General features: G+C 63.5%; 23 protein-coding genes. 11 read left to right on the top strand and 12 right to left on the bottom strand.

Going from position 1 to position 25,427, the window contains the following annotated elements; translation table 11 throughout:
* Window positions 1-53 precede the first annotated feature (53 nt).
* A complete protein-coding gene (locus DAEP_RS0114315) occupies window positions 54-830 on the top strand; it encodes a phosphotransferase (protein ID WP_084204439.1) in 777 nt (258 codons plus the stop codon).
* Here the strand turns inward: DAEP_RS0114315 and DAEP_RS0114310 are convergent.
* The 5 genes from DAEP_RS0114310 to DAEP_RS0114290 all read right to left on the bottom strand — a co-directional run bounded on the left by DAEP_RS0114310 (window position 803) and on the right by DAEP_RS0114290 (window position 6,147).
* Entirely contained in the window at window positions 803-2,122 is a 1,320-nt protein-coding gene (locus DAEP_RS0114310) for an NAD(P)/FAD-dependent oxidoreductase (protein WP_027245115.1), read from the bottom strand. The two genes, DAEP_RS0114315 and DAEP_RS0114310, sit on opposite strands and share 28 nt — an antisense overlap.
* A complete protein-coding gene (locus DAEP_RS0114305; protein WP_008553323.1) occupies window positions 2,122-2,937 on the bottom strand; it encodes an ABC transporter permease in 816 nt (271 codons plus the stop codon). Before DAEP_RS0114305 ends, DAEP_RS0114310 begins: the two co-directional genes overlap by 1 nt.
* Window positions 2,934-3,815, bottom strand: a complete 882-nt coding sequence (locus DAEP_RS0114300; RefSeq protein WP_027245114.1) for an ABC transporter permease subunit — start codon at window positions 3,813-3,815, stop codon at window positions 2,934-2,936. The genes DAEP_RS0114305 and DAEP_RS0114300 overlap by 4 nt, the downstream gene beginning before the upstream one ends.
* The gene (locus DAEP_RS0114295; protein WP_027245113.1) at window positions 3,815-4,942 is read right to left on the bottom strand and encodes an ABC transporter ATP-binding protein; all 1,128 of its coding nucleotides are present in this window, start codon (window positions 4,940-4,942) and stop codon (window positions 3,815-3,817) included. Before DAEP_RS0114295 ends, DAEP_RS0114300 begins: the two co-directional genes overlap by 1 nt.
* Window positions 4,943-5,058: 116 nt before the next feature.
* Window positions 5,059-6,147, bottom strand: coding sequence for a polyamine ABC transporter substrate-binding protein (locus tag DAEP_RS0114290; RefSeq protein WP_027245112.1), 1,089 nt, complete (start codon window positions 6,145-6,147; stop codon window positions 5,059-5,061).
* 103 nt (window positions 6,148-6,250) lie between these two features.
* On the opposite strand from DAEP_RS0114290, the gene DAEP_RS0114285 reads away from it, so the two are divergent.
* The 6 genes from DAEP_RS0114285 (at window position 6,251) to DAEP_RS0114260 (ending at window position 13,974) form a co-directional block, all read left to right on the top strand.
* Window positions 6,251-6,976, top strand: a complete 726-nt coding sequence (locus DAEP_RS0114285; protein WP_088129882.1) for a GntR family transcriptional regulator — start codon at window positions 6,251-6,253, stop codon at window positions 6,974-6,976.
* Between the two features lie 66 nt (window positions 6,977-7,042).
* Window positions 7,043-8,437 carry an aspartate aminotransferase family protein gene (locus tag DAEP_RS0114280; RefSeq protein WP_027245111.1) on the top strand — a complete coding sequence of 465 codons (1,395 nt, stop codon included), beginning with the start codon at window positions 7,043-7,045 and terminating at the stop codon, window positions 8,435-8,437.
* 364 nt (window positions 8,438-8,801) lie between these two features.
* On the top strand, window positions 8,802-9,902 hold the full coding sequence (locus tag DAEP_RS0114275; protein WP_008556043.1) for an ABC transporter ATP-binding protein: 1,101 nt from the start codon (window positions 8,802-8,804) through the stop codon (window positions 9,900-9,902).
* Window positions 9,903-9,979: 77 nt separating this feature from the next.
* A complete protein-coding gene (locus DAEP_RS0114270) occupies window positions 9,980-11,080 on the top strand; it encodes an extracellular solute-binding protein (protein WP_008554799.1) in 1,101 nt (366 codons plus the stop codon).
* 84 nt (window positions 11,081-11,164) lie between these two features.
* The gene (locus tag DAEP_RS0114265; protein ID WP_027245110.1) at window positions 11,165-12,793 is read left to right on the top strand and encodes an ABC transporter permease; all 1,629 of its coding nucleotides are present in this window, start codon (window positions 11,165-11,167) and stop codon (window positions 12,791-12,793) included.
* A gap of 5 nt (window positions 12,794-12,798) precedes the next feature.
* Window positions 12,799-13,974, top strand: a complete 1,176-nt coding sequence (locus tag DAEP_RS0114260; protein ID WP_027245109.1) for an ABC transporter permease — start codon at window positions 12,799-12,801, stop codon at window positions 13,972-13,974.
* Window positions 13,975-14,106: 132 nt separating this feature from the next.
* On the opposite strand, the gene DAEP_RS0114255 is transcribed toward DAEP_RS0114260, so the two are convergent.
* The gene (locus tag DAEP_RS0114255) at window positions 14,107-15,438 is read right to left on the bottom strand and encodes a lytic murein transglycosylase (protein ID WP_027245108.1); all 1,332 of its coding nucleotides are present in this window, start codon (window positions 15,436-15,438) and stop codon (window positions 14,107-14,109) included.
* Window positions 15,439-15,500: 62 nt separating this feature from the next.
* Window positions 15,501-16,214, bottom strand: coding sequence for a helix-turn-helix transcriptional regulator (locus tag DAEP_RS0114250; RefSeq protein WP_027245107.1), 714 nt, complete (start codon window positions 16,212-16,214; stop codon window positions 15,501-15,503).
* Between the two features lie 84 nt (window positions 16,215-16,298).
* Here DAEP_RS0114250 and DAEP_RS0114245 point away from each other — a divergent pair, with 84 nt between their 5' ends.
* Entirely contained in the window at window positions 16,299-16,997 is a 699-nt protein-coding gene (locus tag DAEP_RS0114245; RefSeq protein WP_027245106.1) for a glutathione S-transferase family protein, read from the top strand.
* Window positions 16,994-17,416 carry a DUF1801 domain-containing protein gene (locus tag DAEP_RS0114240; protein ID WP_027245105.1) on the top strand — a complete coding sequence of 141 codons (423 nt, stop codon included), beginning with the start codon at window positions 16,994-16,996 and terminating at the stop codon, window positions 17,414-17,416. Before DAEP_RS0114245 ends, DAEP_RS0114240 begins: the two co-directional genes overlap by 4 nt.
* Before the next feature lie 34 nt (window positions 17,417-17,450).
* Here DAEP_RS0114240 and rnr read toward each other — a convergent pair whose 3' ends face one another.
* The 3 genes from rnr to dapE are packed head-to-tail and all read right to left on the bottom strand — an operon-like array spanning window position 17,451 to window position 21,506.
* Window positions 17,451-19,724, bottom strand: coding sequence for a ribonuclease R (gene rnr, locus DAEP_RS0114235; protein ID WP_027245104.1), 2,274 nt, complete (start codon window positions 19,722-19,724; stop codon window positions 17,451-17,453).
* A 51-nt stretch (window positions 19,725-19,775) separates the two neighbouring features.
* Window positions 19,776-20,348 carry a TIGR04282 family arsenosugar biosynthesis glycosyltransferase gene (locus DAEP_RS0114230; RefSeq protein ID WP_027245103.1) on the bottom strand — a complete coding sequence of 191 codons (573 nt, stop codon included), beginning with the start codon at window positions 20,346-20,348 and terminating at the stop codon, window positions 19,776-19,778.
* Window positions 20,349-20,354: 6 nt separating this feature from the next.
* Window positions 20,355-21,506, bottom strand: a complete 1,152-nt coding sequence (gene dapE / locus DAEP_RS0114225; RefSeq protein WP_027245102.1) for a succinyl-diaminopimelate desuccinylase — start codon at window positions 21,504-21,506, stop codon at window positions 20,355-20,357.
* 270 nt (window positions 21,507-21,776) lie between these two features.
* Here dapE and DAEP_RS0114220 point away from each other — a divergent pair, with 270 nt between their 5' ends.
* Window positions 21,777-22,832 (top strand): transporter substrate-binding domain-containing protein, encoded by a 1,056-nt coding sequence (locus DAEP_RS0114220; RefSeq protein ID WP_027245101.1) that lies wholly within the window; start codon window positions 21,777-21,779, stop codon window positions 22,830-22,832.
* A 9-nt stretch (window positions 22,833-22,841) separates the two neighbouring features.
* Here DAEP_RS0114220 and DAEP_RS0114215 read toward each other — a convergent pair whose 3' ends face one another.
* Window positions 22,842-23,189 (bottom strand): hypothetical protein, encoded by a 348-nt coding sequence (locus DAEP_RS0114215; RefSeq protein WP_027245100.1) that lies wholly within the window; start codon window positions 23,187-23,189, stop codon window positions 22,842-22,844.
* 145 nt (window positions 23,190-23,334) lie between these two features.
* Here DAEP_RS0114215 and DAEP_RS0114210 point away from each other — a divergent pair, with 145 nt between their 5' ends.
* On the top strand, window positions 23,335-23,868 hold the full coding sequence (locus DAEP_RS0114210) for a HutD/Ves family protein (protein ID WP_027245099.1): 534 nt from the start codon (window positions 23,335-23,337) through the stop codon (window positions 23,866-23,868).
* Here the strand turns inward: DAEP_RS0114210 and DAEP_RS0114205 are convergent.
* On the bottom strand, window positions 23,865-25,232 hold the full coding sequence (locus DAEP_RS0114205) for a formimidoylglutamate deiminase (protein ID WP_027245098.1): 1,368 nt from the start codon (window positions 25,230-25,232) through the stop codon (window positions 23,865-23,867). The two genes, DAEP_RS0114210 and DAEP_RS0114205, sit on opposite strands and share 4 nt — an antisense overlap.
* Between the last annotated feature and the right edge of the window lie 195 nt (window positions 25,233-25,427).

Here is a 25,427-nt window from a genome sequence, read left to right as displayed (position 1 = left end):
GTTTCTTTGCGCATCTCACTGCAACGGGCCTGCATGTTCCCGCCCCCCGCCGTTTGGCCGGGGGGCGTTCGAATCATGTCTGGCGGGCAGGCGGGCTGGTGATCAAGCTGTATGCAGCCGATGGCAGCAATCCCCTGTTTGCCAATGATCCGGAACGGGAAGCTGCAGTGCTGACCGCGCTGTCCGGAACCGGGATGGTGCCGCCGCTGGTGCAGACCGGTGTTTTCGAAGGTCGCAGATGGCTGGGGTATGCGCATGTGAACGGAAGTCCCTGGCGGCAGGACACTGGCCATGTTGCGCAACTCCTGGGGCGATTGCACGACCTTGCTCCGCCGCCAGGATTGCCGGAAGGCGCGAACGGCAGCGCCGCGCTGGAGGCCCAGACCTTCGAAATTCTGAAATATTGCCATGGCCGGGATCAGCTGTCAGCTGTGCGGCCGCTGGGGCAGGTCCCGCCGCTGCCGCTGCCGGTTCTGATCCACGGCGATCCGGTGCCGGGCAATCTGCTGGCGCATGACGGCACGCTGACCCTGATCGACTGGCAATGCCCGCAAATCGGAGATCCTGCCGAGGATCTGGCTCTGTTCCTGTCGCCCGCCATGCAGCTGATGTACCGCGGCGCACCTTTGTCAAAGGCGGAGGAGGACAGTTTTCTCGCCGCCTATCCCGACCCGCGGATTGCCGGCCGGGTGCTGGCGCTGAAACCCTGGTTTCACTGGCGCATGGCGGCCTATTGCCTGTGGCGGGCGGAGCGCGGCAGCGCCAGAGACCGGCAGGCGTTTGAACTGGAGCGCGCGGCGCTTCAGTCCATCAGGCCAAGCAGCGCATAGGCGGGCGGCATCAGGATCCGGCGGGCGCGGCCAAAAGGGAAGCGCGGCATGTTTTGCACCACGGGAGAGTAGGGTAATTCAGGGGTCCGGTCCTGGACCAGATCGCTCAGCAGCCGCCCGGCATAGCTGCCCATGGCGACGCCGTTGCCGTGGTAGCAGAGACCGGCATAGACGCCCGGCATCTCCGGAACCGGGCCTACGTACGGCACCAGATTCCGGGACAGGCAGACCATGCCGGACCAGCAATGGGTGGTGTCCACAGTATGCCAAGCCGGGAACATCGCCTCGAAATCCTGTCGCAGCTTGCGCCGGATTGCGGCCTCAGCCCGCGGCGAGGCCAGCAGCCCGCCGCGCATTCCAAACAAGAAGCGTTTGTCCGGCATCAGCCGGAAGTAATGCAGCAGGTTGCGGGTGTCATAGGCCATCTGATGCGAATGCCAGCCCTGCGCCTGCATCTCGGCCTCCGTCAGCGGACGGGTCACCATGACGGTGGACTGTGCAGGCATGTAGCGTCCGGCCAGCCAGCCGGGCAAATCTTCCGAGGAATAGCCATTGGTGGCGATGATAATCTTGGAAGCCCGCAAAGCACCCTGTTTCGTCTCTAATCTGTATCCGCCCCGGTCCTGCCGCACCGACCGGACAGCGCTTTTCTGGTACAGGCCAGCCCCCGCATCCTGTGCGGCTCTGGCCAGGCCGAAAAGGTATTTACGAGGATTCAGGGCAAAGCCAACCGGCGTCGTCAGCGCCGCATGGAACGCGCCGTTCAGCCCGCTCTGCGCCAGCTGACTGCGGGTCAGAAAATCTGGCGCCCCACCTGCGGCGCGCAGGGCTTCGGCTTGCGCGCGCAGGCGGCGCGCGGCTTTTTCATTGTGCGCAAGCTGGGTTTCCCCGTCCGAGTGCGTGTCCGCCTCGATACCATGCGCCTGTAGCAGATCCCGCACCAGATGCACTGCGGCTTCCTCGCCGGCATCATAAGAATCTGCGGCCGGTTTTCCGAACCGGCGGCGCATCGCCGGGCCAGAGAGTTTCGAGCCGCCAAGGCAGCAGAATCCGCCATTGCGGCCAGAGGCGCCCCAGCCCGGGGTTTCGGCCTCCAGCACCGCTACGGACACTCCGCCTTCGGCCAGATGCAGCGCGGCTGACACACCGGTGAAGCCGCCGCCGATGACCGCCACTTCGGCCGATGCTTCGCCCTGCAGCACCGGCCAGTCCGGGGCCGCGATGGTCTCGTCCCACCAGCAGTTGCTGCGCGGGCCGGGACCATAGGCGTAGTCGGAGAAGATGCGGCGCATCAGGCGCGCACCGCAGCCTGTTCCTCCCGTCTCTGGCGGGCCACCTGGTGTTTGGTTACCAGCGATGCGGTGATGACGCCCACGGTGACGATGCTGATCATGATGGTCGACAGCGCGTTGATCTCGGGGCTGACGCCCAGGCGCACGGCGGAAAAGATCTTGATCGGCAGGGTGGTGGCCGAGGGACCGGCGGTGAACGAGGCGATTACCAGGTCATCCAGCGACAGGGTAAAGGCCAAGAGCCACCCCGAAATCACCGCAGGCGCAATGATCGGCAGGGTCACCAAGCGGAAGGCCTCCGCCGGGGAGCAACCCAGATCCAGCGCCGCTTCCTCCAGCGAGCGGTCGAAGCTCACCAGACGGGAGGACACCACCACCGAGACATAGCACATGGAAAACGTGGTGTGCGCCAGAACGATGGTGAACACGCCGCGATCCAGGCCGATGCCGATGAACAGCAGCAGCAGCGACAGACCGGTAATAACCTCAGGCATCACCAGCGGTGCATAGATCATGCCGGAAAACAGCGTCCGCCCCATAAACCGCCCGCCGCGCACCAGAACATAGGCGGCGATCGTGCCCAGAACGGTGGCCATGGTAGAGGAGAACACGGCAACTTTCAGCGTCACCCAAGCGGCGTTCAGGAAGGCGTCGTTCTGCAGCAGCTCCCCGTACCATTTGGTTGAGAAACCTGCCCAAACAGTAACCAGCTTGCTTTCGTTGAAGCTGAAGATCACCAGGATCACCATCGGGATGTACAGGAAGGCAAATCCGAGGGTCAGCGATACGGCGTTAAACCAGGTCATACGGTTCATTGCTCGGCCTCCTGCTGTTTCTGCTGGTTACGCTGGAACAGCACGATCGGGATGATGAGCAGCAGCAGCAGAACCACCGCCACGGCGGAGGCCACGGGCCAGTCGCGGTTGGAGAAGAACTCCTCCCACAGAACCTTGCCGATCATCAGCGTGTCAGATCCGCCCAGCAGCGACGGGATCACGAATTCGCCCAGGACGGGGATGAAGACCAGGAAGCAGCCGGCCACGATGCCGTTTTTCGACAGCGGCACCGTCACCAGCCAAAAGGCCGTCAGGCGCGAGCATCCGAGATCCTCCGCCGCTTCGATCAGCGAGCCGTCCAGCCGCTCCAGTGCCGAATAGACCGGCAGGATCATGAACGGCAGGTAGGTGTAGATGATGCCGATATAGACCGCAGAATTGGTGTTGAGGATGGTCAGCGGCTCGGAGATTACCCCCAGCCACATCAGGAACTGGTTCAGGAAACCTTCGTTCGACAGGATCCCCATCCACGCATAAACGCGGATCAGGAAGGAGGTCCAGAACGGCAGGATTACCAGCATCATCAGCGTCGGCCGCCATTCCTCTGGCGCCCGCGCCATGCCGTAGGCAATCGGGTAGCCCGCCAAAAGAGTCAGAAAGGTGGAAATGGCCGCGATCTTCAAGGAGCTCAGGTAGGCCTTCCAGTAAAGATCATCCTCGGTCAGCCAGATGAAGTTTTCAAAATCCAGCTCCGCCAGAAAGGCTGAGATACCCTCAGCCCAGTCGAATTGCGGAACATACGGCGGGATTGAAACCGCGTAATCCGACAGCGAGATTTTCAGGACGATGGCGAAGGGCACCAGGAACAGCGCCAGAAGCCAGGCATAGGGGATGGCGATCAGGACAAAGCGGCGCATCATTCTGCCAGCAGAACGCCTGCCGTGGCTGTCCAGGACAGCCAGACAGTGTCTTCCCAGGTGAAATCGCGGCGGGCGATGCGGCGGGTGTTTGCAGTTTGCGCCTTGATCACCGCGCCGGTCGGCAGCTCAACGTGATAGGTGGAGATGTTGCCGAGATACGCGATGTCGAGAATGCGGCCCTGCACGGCATTGTCTGCTGCCGCCGGTTTTTCGGCACTGATGGAGACCTTTTCCGGGCGGATCGCCAGATGGGCTTTCTGACCGTCAGAGAACTCGTTGCCCGACTGCACGTTCAGCGGCGGCTGGCCGTCGCGCCAGGACATCGCATAACTGCCGCCGCCATTCGGTCTGACGGTGCCTTCGATCAGGTTCACATCGCCAATAAAATCAGCGACATAGACTGAATTCGGCGTTTCATAGATCCGGTCCGGCGTCGCCACCTGAACGATCTTCCCGTGATCCATCACCGCCACGCGGGAGGCGACCGTCATCGCTTCTTCCTGGTCGTGGGTCACGATCACGAAGGTGGTTCCGGTCTTCTCCTGGATATCCATCAGTTCGAACTGGGTATCCTGGCGCAGCTTCTTGTCGAGCGCGCCCAGCGGTTCGTCCAGCAGCAATAGCTTCGGCGCCTTCGCCAGCGACCGCGCCAGCGCCACCCGCTGCCGCTGGCCGCCGGAGATCTGGTGCGGTTTGCGGCGGGCGAACTTCTCCAGCCGGGTCAGCCGCAGCATCTCTTCGACACGGTCGTTGATGTCGAGCTTGGGCATACCCTCGCGCTTGAGCCCGAAGGCGATATTCTCCCAGATCGACAGATGCGGGAACAGCGCGTAAGACTGGAACATCATGTTCACGGCGCGCTTGTTGGGCGGCACCGGGGCAATGTCCTGCCCGGCCAGGAAAATCTTGCCCTCAGTCGGGGTTTCGAACCCGGCGAGCATCCGCATCAGCGTGGTCTTGCCGCAGCCCGAGGGACCCAGGAGCGCATAGAATTCCCGCTCGTAGATGTCGATGGTCAGGTTGTCGATGGCAGTGAACTCACCAAAGCGTTTGGTGACGTTCTGGAAGTGGATCAAGGGCTTAGCCTCAGGATCGTTCCAAGGTTCGAATACGGGAGCAGTCAAGCCGGGCCTCTTCTGCGAAGTGTCGCGCGGATGTATTGGTTGACCGCGCGAGGCACTGCCAGGCGCGTAAGGGGGTGCGGGGCGGTATGCCCGCCCCGCGGGTCATCTGCGGCAGATCAGGTGCCGGACTTGATCTTGGTCCACATGCGGGTGGCCATGCGCTGTACTTTCGGCGGGTAGCCTTCCTTGATGTACAGGTTCTTCACGGTTTCTTCGTTGGGATAGATCGCGGGATCGCCGATCACATCCTCTTCCAAGAGCTCTTGGGACGCCTTGTTGCCATTGGCGTAATAGACATAGTTGGACGCCGTCGCCATATTCTGTGCGTCCATGATGAAGTTCAGGAACTTGTGGGCGCCATCGGGGTTCGGGGCATCGACCGGGATCGCCATCTGGTCGAACCACATCAGCGCGCCTTCCTTGGGGGCATTGAACGCGATCTCGACGCCGTTATCCGCTTCGTCCGCGCGGTCGCGTGCCTGCAGGATATCGCCGGACCAGCCGAAGGCCACGCAGATATCGCCATTGGCCAGGGCGTTGATGTATTCGGAGCTGTGGAACTTGGTGACATAGGGGCGCACGGCCATCAGCACCGGTTCAGCCTTTTCGACAACATCGGCATCCATGCTGTTGGGGTCTTCGCCGATGTATTTCAGGGCCGCCGGGATCATCTCATCCGGCGCATCCAGGAAATGCACGCCGCAGCTTGCCAGCTTTTCCATGTATTCCGGGTTGAACACCAGCTCCAGCGAGTCGATCGGTGCGTCCTCTCCCAGCACTTCCTTGACCTTGGCGGTATTCACGCCGATGCCGGTGGTGCCCCACATGTAATTGATCGAAAACTCGTTGCCGGGATCATAGCGCGAGGTGCGTTCCTCGATCGCGTCCCACATGTTTTCCTTGTTCGGCAGTTTGGACATGTCCAGCTTTTGGAAAGCGCCGGCCTGGATCTGGCGCGCCAGGAAGGACCCGGTGGGCACCACCACATCATAACCCGAGCCGCCCGCCAGCATCTTGGTCTCAAGAACCTCGTTGCTGTCGAAGACGTCATAGATCAGGTCGATGCCGGTTTCGGCTTCGAATTTTTCCAGCAGGCTTTCATCGATGTAGTCGGACCAATTGTAGACGCGAACCTCTTCCGCCGCGGCAGCGGCAGCCGTACCGAGGGCAACGACGGCGGTCATGGTCATCGTTTTCAGTGTCATGAATTTCTCCCTGTGCGTGCCGGTTTCGCAGTCCGGCTGTAAATGGATTTGATCAAGTTTTGCCGCGTTGGGCAATACTCTTTATGTTTTCACTTGGCTTGCGATGGTGCAAGCTGGCCAAAATTCAGGAGGAAAACCACCGGTGACAGAGACGACTTCACCAGCCGTTGCGGCACAGGACAGCCAAGCGAAACTGCCCGCGCATGAGATCGTTTATCAAAAGCTCAGGGCGCAGATTCTGTTCGGCGAACTGGTGCCCGGCCAGGCGGTGACGATCCAGGGCCTGGTGGAGACCCTGGAGGCAGGCATGACACCGGTCCGCGAGGCGATCCGGCGGCTGATCTCGGATGGCGCGCTGATGTTCCAGGGCAACCGCCGGGTGTCGGTTCCCCTGCTTGGACCGGATGATCTTGAAGAGCTTATTTTCGCCAGAAAAACAATTGAGTGCGAGCTTGCACGCCGGGCGACCCCGCATATCTGCGCAGCTGTTATCGAGGAGCTGGCGGCCATCGACAATGCCTTGGACAAAGCCATCTCCACTGGCGATGTGGCGGGATATCTGGTTCAGAATTACAGCTTTCACACGGCGCTCTATTCGCATGCGAATGCCCCCATTCTCAGTGATATTGCAGACCGCCTGTGGCTGCGTTTCGGTCCCTCTTTGCGGGTGGTGAGCGGGCGGCTCGGCACCCAGAGTTTTCCGGACCGGCACAAGGACATTCTCGACGCACTGCGGCGCAGGGACCCGGAAATGGCCGCGCTGGCGATGGAGAGGGACGTCTGTCAGGGCATGGATCAGGTGGTTCAGGGGCTGCAGGGCGCGAACTGATTCGATTGACACTCCAGAATTTGATCATATTCTGGGGCCAATCAGTTTTTCTCAGGAGCGAGTCCCATGACCGTGATCACCAACCACATGCCGACTTCCGAGTTGCAGGCGCTGGACGCGGCCCACCACATGCACCCGTTCACCGCCAACGGCGAGCTGTCGAAGAAGGGCGCGCGCATCATCACCCGGGCTGACGGCGTGCATCTGACCGACAGCGAGGGCCACCAGATCCTTGATGCGATGGCGGGCCTGTGGTGCGTCAACATCGGCTATGGCCGCGAGGAACTGGCCGAGGTCGCGGCCCGCCAGATGCGTGAGCTGCCCTATTACAACACGTTCTTCCAGACCACCCACGTGCCTGCCATCGCGCTGGCTGCCAAAATCGCTGAACTGGCGCCGGGTGATTTGAACAATGTATTCTTTGCCGGCTCCGGCTCCGAGGCGAACGACACCAACATCCGCATGGTGCGTCATTACTGGGCGCTGAAGGGCAAGCCGTCTAAGTCCGTGATCATCAGCCGCAAGAATGCCTATCACGGTTCCTCCGTCGGCAGCGGCTCCCTGGGCGGGATGAGCGGCATGCACGCGCAGGGCGGGATGCCGATCCCGGACATTCACCACATCAACCAGCCGAACTGGTGGGCAGAGGGCGGCGACATGCCGCCGGAGGAATTCGGCCTGCAGCGCGCCCGTGAGCTGGAAGAGGCAATTCTGGAGCTGGGCGAAGACCGCGTCGCCGCATTCATCGCGGAGCCGGTGCAGGGTGCCGGCGGTGTCATCGTGCCGCCGGACAGCTACTGGCCGGAAATCCAGCGCATCTGCGACAAATACGAAATCCTGCTGATCGCGGATGAGGTGATCTGCGGCTTCGGGCGCACCGGCAACTGGTTCGGCAGCCAGACCCTGAACATCCGCCCTGACATTATGACCATCGCCAAGGGCCTCAGCTCCGGCTATGCGCCGATCGGCGGCTCGATTGTCAGCGATGAGGTTGCCTCCGTGATCGCGAGCGACGAGTTCAACCACGGCTACACCTATTCCGGCCATCCTGTCGCGGCGGCCGTGGCGCTGGAAAACCTGCGCATCCTGGAAGAGGAAAACATCCTTGGGCATGTGCGCGACGTGGCGGCGCCGTACCTGAAGCGGAAGTGGGAGGCGCTGACCGATCACCCGCTGGTTGGCGAGGCCAAGATCGCCGGCATGATGGGGTCCATCGCCCTGACCCCCGACAAAGAGGCCCGCGCCGCCTTTGCCTCTGAGGCTGGCACGGTCGGCTACATCTGCCGCGAGCGCTGCTTTGCCAACAACCTGGTGATGCGCCATGTCGGCGACCGGATGATCATCTCGCCGCCGCTGGTGATCACCCCCGAGCAGATCGATGTGCTGATCGAGCGCGCCATCAAATCGCTGGATGAATGTTATGCCGAGCTGAAGGCGCAGGACCTGCTGCACAGCGCCTGATTCTCCTCTCCGGCGCGGCAGCCGCGCCGTGCAGATTGCGACTCATTGCGGCCCGGCAGCCTGTCTGCCGGGCCTTTTCTTCGGTGGCGGGGCTGAAAGCGTCGTTTTCGGGCCGGTGAATTCCATGATGCGGCGCAAAACGTCCGGGGTGCGTCGCAAAATGTCCGGTTCATTCTTGCCCAACGGGACTAGGCTTCCGTAAGGGTATTCTTTTTCCTGAGGCAGGAGGCCGAAGTATGAATTTCGTACTCCAGCGATTGAAAGAATATTTTTTTCATACCTAGCGCTTGGTAGCTTTGGTGTGATTAACTTCGAACAAGCGCAGAGAAAATCTGCCGGATGACAAAACTACGGGGAGCCTGCTTTGGCTGATGCGTCAAACGTTGATGCGTTCGTTGAATTCGAACGCGTCCAAAAGAGCTACGATGGCGAAAATCTCGTTGTCAAAGATCTCAACCTCACCATGCCCAAGGGCGAGTTTCTGACAATGCTTGGCCCGTCCGGGTCCGGGAAAACCACTTGCCTGATGATGCTGGCAGGGTTTGAGACCGCGACCCATGGCGACATCCGCCTGGACGGGACCTCGATCAACAACATCCCGCCGCACAAGCGCGGCATCGGCATGGTGTTCCAGAACTACGCCCTGTTTCCGCATATGACGATTGCGGAAAACCTCTCCTTCCCGCTCGAAGTCCGCAACATGGGCAAGTCCGAGCGCGAGGACAAGGTGAAGCGGGCGCTGAACATGGTGGAAATGGGGGCCTTTGGCGGCCGCCGTCCGGCCCAGCTCTCCGGCGGCCAGCAGCAGCGGATCGCGCTGGCGCGGGCGCTGGTGTTCGAACCGGAGCTGGTGCTGATGGATGAGCCGCTGGGCGCGCTCGACAAGCAGCTGCGCGAGAAGATGCAGTTCGAGATCACCCACCTTGCGCACCGCCTCGGCATCACCGTGGTCTATGTGACCCACGACCAGACCGAAGCGCTGACCATGTCGGACCGCGTTGCGGTGTTTGACGATGGCCGCATCCAGCAGATCGCGCCGCCGGACCAGCTGTATGAAAGCCCGGAAAACAGCTTCGTGGCTCAGTTCATCGGCGAAAACAACACGCTGGAAGGCACCGTTAAGGAGATCAAGAACGGGATCGCATTGGTTCAGCTGGACGATGGCGAGCTTATCGACTGCAAGCCGGTCAACGTGTCCCAGCCGGGCGAGCGCACCCGCGTCTCGATCCGTCCGGAACGGGTCGAATACAACAAGGACCGCCTGCAGGCAGGCGTCCACACACTGAAAGCGGAAGTGCTGGAGTTCATTTACATGGGCGACATCTTCCGCACCCGTCTGCGGGTGGCCGGTAATGATGAATTCATCATCAAGACCCGGAACGCCCCGGACCAGGTCCGGCTGCAGCCCGGTCAGCAGATCGAAATCGGCTGGCTGCCGGAAGACTGCCGCGCGCTGGACGCCTGATCCGCGCGCGCCGAACCCCCGGCAGAAGAACGACCGGGGGCTTCACATCTGTGAAATTCAACAAGGAGAGACTCTCTATGAAACTCAGCAAACTGTCTGCACTGGCGGTGACCACCGCCCTTTGCGCCCCTTCGGCCTTTGCCGAAGAAATGGCCAATGAGCTGACTTTGGTGTCCTGGGGCGGCGCCTATCAGGCCAGCCAGCATAAGGCCTATGTAGAGCCTTACCTGGCGCAGAACCCCGACGTGAAAATCATCTGGGACGAAAGCTCGGCCGAGGCCGTCGCTAAAATCCGCGCCATGAACGAAGCCGGCAATGTGACCTGGGACCTGGTGGACGTTGTGGCCTCCGACTCCATGCGCCTGTGCGATGAGGGTCTTGCGGAAGAGCTGGATCATGATGAGGTCCTGGCCGAAGCGCCCGATGGCACCTCGGCGTCCGAGGACTTTGGCGACCTGATCGTCAGCGACTGCTTTGTGCCGCAGATCGTCTACTCGACCACTTTCGGCTACCGCACCGACCTGATCGACCAGCCGGATTCGGTCTGCGCGATCTTCGACACCGAAAAATACCCGGGCAAGCGGTCGCTGCAGAAGCGCCCGATCGACAACATGGAATGGGCGCTGTACTGCGACGGCGTCGCCAAGGATGAAATCTACGACGTGCTGGGCACCGACGAGGGTGTGGACCGCGCGCTGGCCAAGCTCGACACCATCAAGGACCAGGTGGTCTGGTGGACCGCGGGTGCCGAAACCCCGCAGCTGCTGGCCGATGGCGAAGTGGTGATGGGCTCGACCTTCAACGGCCGCCTGTTCTCCGCAATCGCCGAGCAGAACCAGCCGATCGGCATGCTCTGGGACATGCAGTCCTTTGACCTCGACGGCTGGATTGTGCCCGCCGGCCTGCCCGCAGACCGCAAGGCGCGCGTGATGGACTTCCTGAAGTTCGCCACCGACACCCAGCGTCTGGCCGACCAGGCAGCCTACATCTCCTACGGCCCGGCCCGTGCCTCCTCGGCGCCGCTGGTTGGCAAGCACGCCGAACTGGGCATCGACATGGCGCCGCATATGCCGACCGATCCGGCAAACGCGGGCAACGTCCACAGCTATGACTACGAATGGTGGGCTGACAACCGCGATGATCTGGACGCCAAGTTCCAGGCATGGCTGGCCAAATAATCTGACCTCCTGATGAGAGGCCCGGCGGGGGCCGCCATGCGCAGGCCCCCGCCCCACAAAATAAAAGACCCGACGGGGAACCCCATGAGTGACATCACCCAATCCGGTCCGGTATTGGCCGCCGACGGCACGCCGCTGAAGCGCAGCCTGGCCCGGGCCCTCCGGATGCAGAAGATCCGCGCGCTGATGCTGATTGCGCCGCTTCTGCTCTTTGTCCTGCTGACCTTCATCCTCCCGATTGCGGATATGCTTTTCCGCTCGGTCGAGAACCGCATCGTGCAGGACACCCTTCCGCAGACCGTGGTGGCGGTGCAGGACTGGGACGCCGACAGCGGCGAAGCGCCCCCCGACGCGGTTTATGAGGCACTGGCCTACGACCTCGTCGTGGCCGCTGCGCGGAAACAGCACACCCGCGTCGGCACCCGTCTGAATTATGAAACGCCTGGCATCTCCTCGCTGTTCCGCAAGGCGGGCCGCCGCGTCGATGACGTCGGCGAGGGCTACTTGAAACAATTCGCAGCGCTTGATCCCGCATGGGAAGAGCCGCAGACCTTCATGTCGCTGTTTGCCGGCCCAGAGTGGCTGGCCAGCCGTGCGGACGGCGGGGACGAACCGCCTTTCCAATTGTCCGGGACGGCCCGCGACGCGCTGCCGAAAGCTAGCGTCGCCTACCTGAATTTTGCGCGCACCATCCAGGAAGAGGATAACGACAGCCCGGCCGAGGAAGAACCCTGGGCACCGGTCTATATGGCGCTCCATGCCGACCTGGCGGCCAACCCGCAGGCGGCGCAGGCCTTCAGCGGTGATGCGCAGCGCCTGCTGCAGGACGCCGCGGCCCTGATCGAAGCGGGCCAGATGGAAACCGAATCCGCCCGCGACGCTTTCATTAAGCTGGATAAGGGCTGGGCTGATCCTGAAGTTTGGCGCACGCTCAAGACCTATTCCGGCAAATACACCAACGGCTATTTCCTGAACGCCGCAGACCTGCAAAAAAGTCCGGATGGGCCGGAGCTGCGGCCCGAGGACGAGCGTATCTACGGAACCCTGTTCCTGCGCACGCTGATCATGTCGCTGGCGATCACCTGCAGCTGCATCGTGCTCGGCTACCCGGTCGCCTGGATCCTCGCCAACCTGCCCTCGCGCACCGCGAACCTGCTGATGATCCTGGTGCTGCTGCCGTTCTGGACCTCGCTCCTGGTGCGCACCTCGGCCTGGAAGGTGATGCTTCAGCAGCAGGGGGTGATCAACGACACGCTGGTCTGGCTTGGACTGGTTAGCGATTCCGACCGGCTGGTGATGATCAACAACCAGTTCGGCACCATCGTGGCGATGACCCACATCCTGCTGCCGTTCATGATCCTGCCGATGTATTCGGTGATGCAGACCATCAACCCCACTTACCTGCGGGCGGCAAAATCGCTGGGCGCAACCAACTGGACGGCCTTCTGGCGGGTCTATTTCCCGCAGTCGGTGCCCGGCATCGGCGCGGGGTCGATTCTCGTCTTCATCCTGGCCATCGGTTACTACATCACACCGGAACTGGTCGGCGGCACCAAGGGTGTCTTCATCTCCAACCGGATTGCCTTCCACATCTCGCAGTCGCTGAACTGGGGTCTTGCGGCCGCGCTTGGCACCATCCTGCTGGTGATCGTCCTGGGGCTCTATTGGGCCTATGACAAGATCGTCGGCATCGACAACGTGAAACTGGGATAACCGAAATGGCTTTGACACCTGTTGAAAACCAAACCCCCGGCTTCACTGCGGCCACTGCCGCCGCCGCGGGGGCCTTCTTCGGCCTCTTCGTCGGCACCGCCCAGGGCTCCGGCCTGCTGGGGGTGCTGATCGGCGCGGCGCTGCTGGGCGTGATCGGCTTTGTCTTTGCCGGGATGACGGACAAGGAAACCCCGCTGCGCTGGCTTCTGGTTGCGGTCTTCGCGGCGGCGGGCTTCGTGCTTGGCGGTCTCGTCGCCGCGGTGATCGGGGCGCTGTTCGGCTGGTTTGCCGGCTGGTTCGTATTCTGGGTCGCCACCTCCCGCTACCGCGCCCATCTGGCGCCGTATCTCACTCCGGGTCAGGTGCTGTGGCACTATACCTTCCGAGTGATCTGCGGAGTGATCTTCGTCTTCCTGATCACGCCGATCCTGGTGGTGATGCCGCTGAGCTTCAATGCCCAGGATTTCTTCACCTTCACCCCGGAAATGCTGCGTTTTGATCCAGAGGGCTATTCGCTCAAGCACTACCGCGACTTCTTCACCAACGACGACTGGCAGCAGGCGCTGTGGAACTCGGTGAAGATCGCGCCGATGGCGACGCTTCTGTCGGTGGGATTCGGCACGCTCGCAGCCATCGGCCTCAGCCAGCCGCACGTGCCGTTCCGCCGCGCGATCATGGCGATCCTGATCTCTCCGATGATCGTGCCGCTGATCATCTCGGCCGCGGGCATGTACTTCTTCTACAGCCGGATCGGCCTGCAGGGCACCTACTTCGGCGTCGTGCTGGCGCATGCCGCGCTTGGCATCCCCTTCGTGATCATCACCGTCACTGCCACGCTGGTGGGCTTTGACCGCTCGCTCACCCGCGCTGCGGCCAACATGGGTGCAGGTCCCGTCACCACTTTCTTCCGGGTGCAGATGCCGCTGATCCTGCCGGGCGTGATCTCCGGCGGCCTGTTTGCCTTCATCACCTCCTTCGACGAGGTGGTGGTGGTGCTTTTCGTCGGCTCCGCCGGACAAAAGACGCTGCCTTGGCAGATGTTCATCGGCCTGCGCGAGCAGATCTCGCCGACCATCCTGGCGGTGGCAACGATCCTGGTGGTGATCTCGATCGCGCTCCTGACCACGGTCGAGATGCTGCGCCGCCGCTCCGAACGACTGCGCGGCATGTCGCCCAGCTGACCGTCAAGCACCGGCCCCAAAACACAAAAGGCCCCGCCAAGCGGGGCCTTTCCCTTGTTCATCTGGCTGAAAATATCCCGGGGGTGAATTGGCCGTCAGGCCAAGAGGGGGCTGGCCCCCTCCGCGCCCCCCTTACCGCAGCCGCTGCAACAGCCGGGGCGAAGCATACCCGTCCGCAGTCAATCCATTGGCAACCTGATAGGCCCGCACCGCGCCAATTGTCTTGGGCCCGATCCGGCCGTCGACTCCCTCGGTATCGAAGCCGGCAGCGGTCAGCCGCTGCTGCAATTCCTCCCGCTCCGACCGGGTCAGCGCCCGGTCGCTGCGCGGCCAATCGCCCCGGATCGGCGCGCCGCCTTTGATCCGGTCGGCCAGATGCCCGACCCCGATCACATAGGCATCCGCCGTGTTGTAACGCTCCAGCACGGCGAAATTCTGGAAGATCATGAACGCGGCGCCCGCACTGCCCGCCGGCAGCAGGATCGAGGCCTTCCCGTGATCCGTGACCGCGCGCCCGTCCAGATCCGTGATGCCAAGGGCTGCCCATTCCGACGGCATCTTTTCGATGTCCCGGTCGGCCAAGGTGTAGTCAAACCCCTTGGGAAGCGCCACTTCCACCCCCCAGGGCTGCCCTTTCTCCCAGCCGAACTGCTTGAGGTAAGCCGCGGTTGAGGCCAGCGCATCCGATGGGTTGTCCGACCAGATGTCGCGCTTGCCGTCCCCGGTGAAGTCCACCGCGTAATCCAGATAAGACGTCGGGATGAACTGTGTGTGCCCCATGGCACCGGCCCAGCTGCCGGTCATCTTGCGGGCGGCAACGTCGCCTGCCTGAAGGATCTTCAGCGCCGCCACCAGCTGGCCCTCGAAAAACGCGCCGCGCCGCCCGTCAAAGGCGAGGGTCGCCAGCGAGCGGATCACATCCATCTTGCCGCGGAAGGTGCCATAGCTGCTCTCCAGCCCCCAGACCGCCACCACGATTTCCTTTTCGACACCATACTTGGCCTCGATCTGATCCAGCCGCGCCTGGTGCTCCCGCACCGCCGCCTTGCCGTTTTTCACCCGCAGCTCCGAGGCCGCGCTGTCCAGGTATTCCCAGATCGTCTTGGTGAACTCGGACTGGTTACGGTCGCGGCGGATCACTTCCGGATCATAGCTGACCCCGGCAAAGGCGCTGTCCAGAACCGGCGCTCTGATGCCCTGGGCCAGGGCGCGGTCGCGAAACCCCTGGATCCAGCCTTGGAAATTCAGCTCAGCCGCCGCCGGCTGCGGTTCGGCCTGTTTCAAGGCCGCAGGCCGCGCTGCGGGCCGTAAATCCGTGGCGGCGGACGCAAGCTGATAGCTGTCATTTTGCTGGTCCTGCCTGGCCGCTTCCGGCCGCTGGGCGGGCCTCAGGGAATCGTCCGCTGCGGCCTGTGCCGCCATGGCCCCGCCTGCCACCAGGGACGCCGCAACCCATCTGCGCATGATGCACCTCTTTATACACTGCTCCCCGCCAGTCTAACGGCGGCGCAGCCTGGGTAAAGAGGTCAGTCCTTGCATGTGCGGGCCGCCGCCTGCCGCTCCTCGCGCATTTGCTCCAGGGCATCGCGCAGCATCGGCACCCGGTGCGGGCGGAAGCTCCGCTCCGTCACTTCCAGCCCCCGCATCCGGTCGAGCCGGAACACCCGCACCGCATCGCGCAGGCCGCACCAGGCAATCAGCACTGTGGAGCGGTCAAAGTAGACAACGCTCAGGGGTTTCACCTGCCGCTCTGTCACCGCGCCATGGCCGTCGGTATAGCCAAAGCGCACTTCCACCTCGTCCCAGGCTGCCTGCCGCAGGTCCTGCGCCGAGATGGCCGGCGGCACCGGGCGATCGAACCGGTAGGGCGCCAGCACCGCATGGCGGAGCCGGTGGGCCTGCCGCGGCGGCAGCCGCGCCTGCAGCTTGCGCAGGGCTTCGGAGGCCGCGGTGGCCAGTTCCGGATCGCCGATCAGCTCCACCTCGCGCAGGCCCAGCACCAGCGCCTCCAGCTCAGTGTCGCGAAAGCCCATCGGCGGCAGCGCGTTGTCCTCGATCAGGGTAAAGCCATAGCCCGCCTCGCCATCAATCACCGCCCCCATCTCGCGCAGCGTGGCTATGTCGCGGTGAATACTGCGGGCCGAGACGCCCAGGTCGCGGCCCAGCTCCGCCGCGGTATGCGGGCCGGGCCCCAGGCGCAGGGCCTGCATCAGCTGAAAGAGACGGTGGGTTCGGGACATAACCTATTCTCTCTACGCCTGATGACAGTTTTTGTCACCATGGGGATCTAATCTGCCGCCAACCCGAAACGACAGGAGCCCCCCATGCTGACCCTACTGACCTATCCCCGCAACGGCGCCGTCTTCAGCCTCAGCCCGTTTTGCGTCAAAGCGGCTCTGTTGCTGGCCTTTTCCGGCCAAAGCTGGACACGCGAAGACCTGAACAACCCCAGCGGGATGCCGCACCGCAAGCTGCCGGTGCTGCGCACCCCCGGCGGGCTGGTGCCGGACAGCAGCGCCATCCGCGCCTGGCTGGAGCAGCAGGGCACCGACTTTGACGCCGCCCTCGGTTCGCGGGACCGGGCGCAGGGGCAGATGCTGATCCGGATGGCAGAAGATACGCTCTACTTCCACGTTGTGCGCGACCGCTGGGACAATGACGCGGTTTGGCCTGTGATCCGCGACAAGTACTTCCAGGAAATCCCCGCGCTGATCCGCCGGCCCGTTACCGGTGCGATCCGCCGCTCCGTTCACAAGGGGCTGATGTTTCAGGGCACTGCGCGGTTCAGCGAGGATGAGCGGTACCAACGCGCGGACCAGGACCTGACGGCCATCGCTGCTCTGCTGAAAGGGCAGGACTTCCTGTTTGGTTCACAGATTTCCAGTGCCGATTTCAGTGTCGCCTCAATGCTGCAGGCAATGGGGACGACCCCGGTCCGGACAGCCCTGGTGGCCCGCATTCTCGACGATGCGGTGCTCAAGCCCTATGTTAACCGCGTGTTTGAAGCGGTGCCTTTGCCATGATCCCGCCGTTCGCCAGCCCCGATATTGAGGCTGCATTCGATGTGCCGGACAGGCAGGACCGGGCAGGCCTGCTGGCACTGCGCCAGCTGATCTTTGACACTGCCGCGCAAACGCCGGAGGCCGGGCGCATCGAGGAGGCCCTGCGCTGGGGCCAGCCGTCTTACCTCACGCCCGAGAGCAGGACTGGTTCCACGATCCGGCTGGGCATACCTAAGGGCGCGCGTTTTGCCCTGTTTGTGCATTGCCAAAGCCGGCTGATCCCGGAATTTGCCGCGGCCTTCCCCGCCTGGGACCGGTTCGAGGGCACCCGTGCGGTTCTATTCAACGACCCGCGGGAGGTAGAGCCGGTCCGCCACGGCTGGCTGATCAAGCGGGCGCTGACCTACCGTATCCGGCCGCCGCTGGAGATCCCGGCCTGACAAAGTTGCGGACTGTCCCCACGGGGACAGCCGCTTATTTCGGCCGTTTGCGTTCCACCTTGCGTTTCACTTTGGCGGTCTTGTGTTTGGACTTTGCCGCCTTGCGCTTGACGGTCCGGCCTGCCGGGCTGCGGCGGCCGCGCTGGCCGCCTCCGGCTGGCATCGGCGCATTCTCCAGCGCCAGCAGTTCCAGCTCCAGCCCGCCGGTCACCGGCGCCGCCTGGGTCAGCCGCACCGTGACCCGCTGGCCTATGGCCAGGGTAAAACCGGTGTCCGAACCGGTCAGCGTGCCGGCCTGCGGGTCGAAATGAAAGAACTCCCGACCGATCGAACGCACCGGCACCAGCCCGTCGGCGCCGGTTTCGTCCAGCTTCACAAAGGCGCCGAAACGGGCGATGCCGCTGATCCGGCCTTCGAACTCATTGCCGACCCGCTCGCTGAGGTAGGAGGCGAGGTAGCGGTCGGTGGTGTCCCGCTCCGCAATCATCGACCGCCTCTCGGTGTCGGAGATATGGTTGGCGGTTTCTTCCAGCCGCTCGATCTCCTCCTCCGCCAGCCCGTCATTGCCCCAGCCATGCGCCGAGATCAGCGAGCGGTGCACGATCAGGTCCGCGTAGCGGCGGATCGGCGAGGTGAAATGCGCGTAGTTGCGCAGCGCCAGGCCGAAGTGGCCGAAATTCTCCGGGTTGTAATAGGCCTGCTGCATCGAGCGCAGGGTGGAGATGTTGATCAGCTCCGCATCATCCGTGCCCGCCGCGTGATTGAGCAGCGCATTCAGATGCCGGGTCTGCAGCACCTGGCCCTTTGCCAGGTTGAGCCCGGCCGCGCGCGCGGTTTCGCGCAGCGCCTCCAGCTTCTCGGGTGCCGGTTCCTCATGCACCCGGAACAGCAGCGGCGAGCGTTTCTGGATCAGTGTCTCCGCTGCGGAGACATTGGCGAGGATCATGAACTCCTCGATCAGCTTGTGCGCGTCCAGCCGGTCGCGGAAGGCGACCGAGGTGACATGGCCGTCGTCATCCAGCACGATCTTGCGCTCGGGCAGATCCAGATTCAGCGGTTCGCGTGCGGCTCTTGCCTTTGTTAGAGCCTTATATGCAGCAAACAGCGGCTTGATCACATCTTCCAGCAGCGGCGCGGTCTTTTCGTTCGGACTGCCGTCCTGCGCGTCCTGCACCTCGGCATAATTCAGCGAGGCCACGGAGCGCATCAGCCCGCGCACGAACTTGTGCCCGATCTTGTGGCCCTCGGCGTCGACCTGCATCCGCACCGCTAGACAGGCGCGCGGCACGCCTTCGTGCAGGCTGCACAGATCGCCCGACAGCCGGTCCGGCAGCATCGGCACCACCCGGTCGGGGAAATAGCTGGAGTTGCCGCGCTTGCGCGCCTCGCGGTCCAGCGCCGACCCGGGACGCACATAGGCCGCCACATCGGCAATCGCCACCCAGATCACATGGCCGCCGGGGTTTTTGGGATCGTCATCGGCGTGGGCAAAGCAGGCGTCGTCATGGTCGCGCGCATCGGCCGGGTCGATGGTGACCAGCGGCAGCTCGCGCAGGTCCTCGCGCCCCTTCAGGCCCATCGGCTTGGCCGCGTCGGCCTCTGCCATCACCTTGTCGGGGAAATGATCTGGAATACCATGCTGATGAATGGCGATCAGCGACACCGCCTTGGGTGCTGCAGGGTCGCCCAGCCGTTCCACGATGCGGGCGCGCGGCAGGCCCATGCGGCCCTTGGGCCCGGCCTGTTCCGCCTCGACCAGCTCCCCGTCCTTGGCGCCATTGATGGCATCCGGGGCCACCATCCATTCGGATGATGCGGCTTTGTCGATCGGCACGATCCGCCCGCCCTCGGACCCAGCGCGGAAGATGCCCAGCACCCGTTTCGCGCTGGTGCCGATCCGGCGGATCAGCCGGGCCTCATAGTTGTGGTCCTGATCCGGCACCGCTTGCAGCTTGGCCAGGATCTTGTCGCCTTCGCCCAGAGCCGGGTCCGAGGCTTTGGGCAGGATCAGGATGATCGGTTCCACGCCCTCGCCGTGCCATTCCAGCGGCCGGCCATACAGATCGCCGTCCTCGTTCGGCGCCTTCACCTGCAGCACCGTCACCGGCGGCAGCTGGTCCGGGTCGCGGTAGGTTTTCTTGCGCTTTTGCAAGTGGCCCTCGGCCTCCAGCTCCTTGAGGATGCGCTTGAGGTCGATGCGGTCGGCACCCTTGATGCCAAAGGCCTTGGCAATGTCGCGTTTGGAGGTATGGGTCGGGTTGGCGGAGATCCAGTCGAGGATTTCGGCCTTGGAGGGAATACGGCTCATGTTTCCCGCGTAGCACGGCGGCTGGGCGGCGTCATGAAGAAAAATGCGCGGTCAGCGGCGCGGCAGGTCAGCCGCGGTGTCAACGTCCCGCAGGGTATCCGTCAGCGCGATGCGGCAGCCGGGCAGGGTGCGCAGGGTATCGGCCAGCGCATGTTCCGTGGACCAGCGAACGTTTTCGAACGTGCCGCGGGGGAGGCGGGCGGGGTGCTTGGCGCCCGCCAGCCAATAGCCGCCGTCCGCCGCGGGACCGAAGACCGCATCGTGGCGGCCCAAGGCTGAGAAAGCGCGGGCGACATGGGCACGTGTGATGCCGGGAATGTCGGCGCCGATCAGGCATGCAGATCCGGGCGCAGCCCGAAGCATCCGCTTCATGCGTGCGCCGAGATCGCCGTCCCCCTGCGGCAGGCGGGGCAGATCAGCTGGCCAAGCCTTCGAAAACACTGCGGTATCCGGCGCCACCGCCAGCACGGTCTGCCAGCGCGGGTCGCGCAGGCGCCGGATCAGCCTTGCGGATTGGTGCCGGAACCACCAGGTGGCTGGAATCACGCCGATGTCCTTGCCCAGGCGGGTCTTCACCCGCCCCGGACGTGGCTCCTTGACCATGATGATCAGGGTGCGTTTCACCTGACGTCAGACCTTGGCAAAATAGTCCTGCAGAATGCGTGTATAGATGGCCTTCAGCTGATGAATCTGCGCGACTTCGACCCGCTCATCGACCTGGTGCATCGTCTTGCCCACCAGCCCGAACTCCACCACCGGGCAATGGTTCTTTACGAACCGTGCGTCCGAGGTGCCGCCGGTGGTGGACAATTCCGGCTTGCGGCCCGTCTCCGCCTCAACGGTTTCAGCGACCAGATCCGACAGCGGACCGGGTGGCGTGATAAAGCTCTCGCCGGAGATTTTCACCTGTACAGTGATCTCCACACCGAACTCCGCCGCTGCCTTGTCCGCCTCATCCTGCAGCCAATCCGTGAGGCTGGCGCCGTTATGGGCATCATTGAAACGGATATTCACGGTGGCACGGCTCTGCGCCGGGATCACGTTGGTGGCGGTGTTGCCGGTGTCGATGGTAACAACCGCCAGGGTGGATGCGTCGAAATGCTCGGTGCCCTGGTCCAGCTCATGGCTGGCCAGACGGTCCATCAGCCGGGCCATTGCGTTCAGCGGGTTGTTGGCGCGGTGGGGATAGGCGGAGTGGCCCTGCACGCCGGTCACCGTGAACCAGGCTGTTAGCGAGCCGCGGCGGCCGATCTTGATCATCTCGCCCATCTCATCGGGGCAGGTGGGTTCGCCCACCAGGCAGACCGACATCTTCTCGCCCTCGCGGTCCATATAGTCCAGCAGCGCGGTGGTTCCGTCCTCCGCATCGCCTTCCTCGTCGCCGGTGATGGTCAGGATGATGGCGCCGTCGGGCGGTGTCTCCTTGACGAAATCCACCGCAGCGGCGGCAAAGGCTGCAACGCCCGATTTCATGTCGGTGGCACCGCGCCCGTACATGAAGCCGTCTTTCTCCTCCGCGCCAAAGGGCGGCATGGTCCATGCGGCCTCATCGCCCAGAGGCACCACATCGGTATGGCCGTTGAAGCCGAAGGTTTTGGCGTGCCCCTTGGCGCCCCAGCGGGCAAACAGGTTGGAAACTTCGCCGCGGTCGGTGCGGGTGCAGTCAAAGCCTGCCGCGCTTAGCAGCTGTTCCAGCAGCACCAGCGCGCCGCCTTCTTCCGGCGTGACCGAAGGGCAGCGGATCAGATCGGCGGTCAGACGGGCGGGGTCGGTTTGCGGCATGGAAAGGCTCCTGATGTTCCGTTGGTCAAAGGCCTAGCGCGGATCGGCACACTACGCAATTCTCGCCAGTGCAAGCGGAGCAGAAGCCGCCGCCGCGCTGGGAGTCCATGCTGGCACGCGTCCGGCTGAGCCCAACAGAAACAGGCCGCGCTGCTGCCCGTCTGCGCCTGTGCCACAGGCATTTACCCGTTCGCGCCAAGGCGCTTGCGTGAAAAAGGCGAACCGCCTAAGGACTTTGAAACCGTTCCAGAGGCCCATCCGAGCGTTCCAGTGCTGTACCTCCGCCTGATCACCGCCGCCTGTTTCCTGTTGTGGGGGCAACTGCTGTCTGCGCAGGTGCTGACGGTCAATACCGTCACCCGGCCGCCCTTCTCGATGCTGGATGACGGGGCCGACACCGGGTTTTCGCTGGAGCTCCTCAATCTTTTGGCAGAACGGCTGAACTGGGACTACCGCATCAACCGCACGGACAGTTTTGCGGATATGCTGGGCGGTGTCAGCAGCGGCGAGGCGGATCTGGCCGCCGCCAACATCTCGATCACCGCCAAGCGCGAGGTGTTGATGGACTTCAGCCAGCCGATCTTCGAAAGCGGTTTGCAGATCATGGTGCAGGCAGACGACGTCCGCCAGCCGTCGCTGCTGCGGGCGCTGCTGTCGTGGGACCTGGCCGCGGCCATCGGCATTGCCTTTCTGCTTTTGTTCGGCGGCGGCATGTTGATGTGGGCCTTCGAGCGCCGCGCCCAGCCCTATTTCGACCGCCCCTTGAAAGAGGCCTGGTTCCCCTCCTTCTGGTGGGCGCTGAACCTGGTGGTGAACGGCGGGTTTGAGGAACGTGTTCCGCGCACCCCCGTGGGCCGCGTATTTGGCGTGGTCTTGGTGGTGTCCTCTCTGTTCATCGTCTCGGTCTTCGTCGCCAAGATCACCGCGGTGATGACGGTGGAGGCAATCAGCGGCTCGGTGAACTCGGTGAACGATCTTTACGGCAAGTCGGTGGGCACCATAGAGGGGTCCACCGCCGCCGGGTTCCTGAACCGGCGCGAAATCGATTATGCCGCCTATGCCGGACTGGAGGATATGCTGGCAGGGTTCGAGCGCGGCGAGGTGACGGCGGTGGTCTTTGACGCGCCGGTGCTGAATTACTACGTCCAGCAAGGCGGCCACCGTTACGGCTACACCGTTGGCCAGCCTTTCCTGCGGGAAAACTACGGGCTGGTGTTCCCGGCCGGCTCACCGCTGGTGGAGGAGGTCAACCAGGCGCTGCTGGCGATGCAGGAGGACGGCAGCTATGACGCCCTCTACCGCAAATGGTTCGGCAGCCAGAACTGAGGCCGGCCCTTAGTGGAACACTGGCTCCTCGCCGTCGAAGAACGGGGTCATCTGCGCAACGATCACCGCGTTTTCCTCAAGCGCCCGCTGCATCAGGCCGCGTTCCTCTTCGCCTATCTCATGGCCTTCTGCTTCGCGCTCTTCCAGCGTGCCATAGCCGGTCACATCCAGCGGCGCGGTATCGGCCTGCTTGAGGATCGCCACGGTCTCGCGCACCGCCTCGGCCTCGTCCACGCCGGAGGCATAGATCATCAGCGCGGCGCCGGTGGCGCCGTCGGGCAGGCCGTCCCCGTCCTTGCGGCCGATCTGGACAAGCAGGGTATAGACTTGCTGGCGGGAGGGTTTCTTCTTTTCCATGCCGCCGCCATAGCGCCGGGGCAGGGGGATGGTCAATCAAATAGCGCGGCCAGCGCAGGCTGGACCGGCAGGAAACCGATGGCTTGCGGCGGGCCACGGTTCCGCACTATGCCAGAACTGATTTAAGCGGCGAAAGGACAGTCCGATGCGCATCTCCGCTCTCACCGCCCAGGCAGTGCCGTGGAAAAATGGCGGCGGCGTGACGCGCGAGCTGGCCGTGCATGAACAGGACGGCAGGCTGGTATGGCGGTTGAGCCTGGCGGACATCACGCGAAACGGCCCGTTTTCCGCCTTTCCCGGCCTCGCCCGTATCCACTGCGTTACCGAAGGGGCCGGCCACAGCCTCTCAAACGAAAGCGCACTGCTGGAGGCGCGGCCGCTGCAGCCTTTGTGCTTCGATGGCGGCGCGGAGTTGGAGTGCCGTCTGCGCGACGGGCCGTGCAAGGCCTTCAACGTTATTTATGACCCGGAACTGGTAAGGGCAGAGGCAAGAATACTGGCAGACGGCCCGGTTCCGGATACTGACGTCTGCCAAGTGCTGTTCGTTGTTTGCGGCAGCCTGCAGGTGGCAGGCACAGACCGCCTTGGGTCTGGAGAGGGGATGGTGACGCAAAGCGCCGCCGGCGTGGTCATCACCGGCGGCGGCACTGTGATACAAGCGCGGTTGCTGCCTGTTTAGAGACTGTTCAAAAGCTCTTTGACCGCTGTCTTGTAGCCTGCGACCACGCTATCCCGGGCGATATGGCGGCCCTGCTGAACCACATGGCGGCCGGCGCTCCAGACATCGGTTACAGTGTCATCGCCTGCGGCAAAGCAGAGGCCGTCCAGCAGCTGCTCCGGCTTCAGCGCGCAGAGCGCGGGCGCGCTGCTGTCAATCGCTACCAGATCCGCCAGCGCGCCTGGTTCGATTCGCCCGGCAGCGCGGCCCAGGGCCTGCGCGCCGCCTTTGGCTGCGCCCAGATACAGGGTTTCGCCGACCGAGCCCTCGCCCGGCACCAGCACGTTGCGTGCCAGATCCCGCAGGCGCTGGGAATATTCCAGCGTCCGCAGTTCCTCTGGCAGCGAAATCCGCACGTTCGAATCTGATCCGACCCCGAAAGCGCCGTCCTGCGCCAGGTATTCCACCCCGTTGAAGGGGCCATCGCCCAGGTTGGCCTCGGTGATCGGGCACAGGCCGGCGACGGCGCCGGAGCGGGCCATGCCGATGGTTTCGGCACTTGTCATGTGGGTGGCGTGAATCAGGCACCACTTGCCGTCCACCGGCGCGTTCGCCAAAAGCCATTCAACCGGCCGCGCGCCCAGCCAGTCGCTGATATCCGCCACTTCCTTGGGCTGTTCGGCGATGTGGATGTGCACCGGAAGCCCGTCCTGGATCCGCAGCACCTCTGTCAGATCCTCGGGGCAGGTGGCCCGCAGCGAATGCGGCGCGATGCCGACGCTGGCATCCTGTGGAAGATCCCGTGCGGCAATCTCGCGGGCACGGGTGACGAGCTCGGAGAACTCCGCAACCGAGTTGCCAAACCGCTTCTGGCCCCCGTTCAGAGCCTGCTTTCCAGCCCCGCCGTAGGTGTAGAGCACCGGCAGATGGGTCAGGCCGATGCCGGTCTGGCCGGCGGCGGCAAACACCCGCTCGCTCAGTTCCGTCAGGGACTCAAAATGCGTACCGCCGGGCTGGTGGTGAACGTAGTGGAACTCCCCGACGGAGGCATAGCCGGCTTCCAGCATCTCCATGAAGACCAGCGCTGCGATGGCCTCATACTGCTCGGGCGTGATGCGGTCCATAAAGCGGTACATCAGCTCGCGCCAGGTCCAGAAGCTGTCCTTCCCGGCGGCGCGGTATTCCGTCATGCCGGCCATGGCGCGCTGAAAGCTGTGCGAATGCAGATTGCCCAGCGACGGCAGCAGCACGTCCGCCCGTGCATCGCATGCCTGCGGCGCGGCACCGGTTTCCAAGGTGGAGATCCGGCCGTTCTCAACCGTCAGCCGGAGGTTCTCTGCCCATCCCTGGGGCAGGCGGGCGCGCTGGGCAAATATGGTCTGCATCTGACCCTCTTATGTGTAGATGTAATACTATTAGCGGCAGGCTTATTGCGCGGCAAGGGTTTTACACAGGAGGGGCTCTGCCCCTCGGCCAGACGGCCTCACCCCGGGATATTTCGGGCCAGATGAATGAAGGATCCAGTCTTCATCTGGCTGAAAATATCCTGGGGCTTGGGGCAAAGCCCCAATAAAAAACGC

Origin of the sequence: Leisingera daeponensis DSM 23529, assembly GCF_000473145.1 — a bacterium.
Lineage (GTDB): Bacteria > Pseudomonadota > Alphaproteobacteria > Rhodobacterales > Rhodobacteraceae > Leisingera > Leisingera daeponensis.
This window is presented reverse-complemented; position numbering and strand designations above follow the sequence as displayed.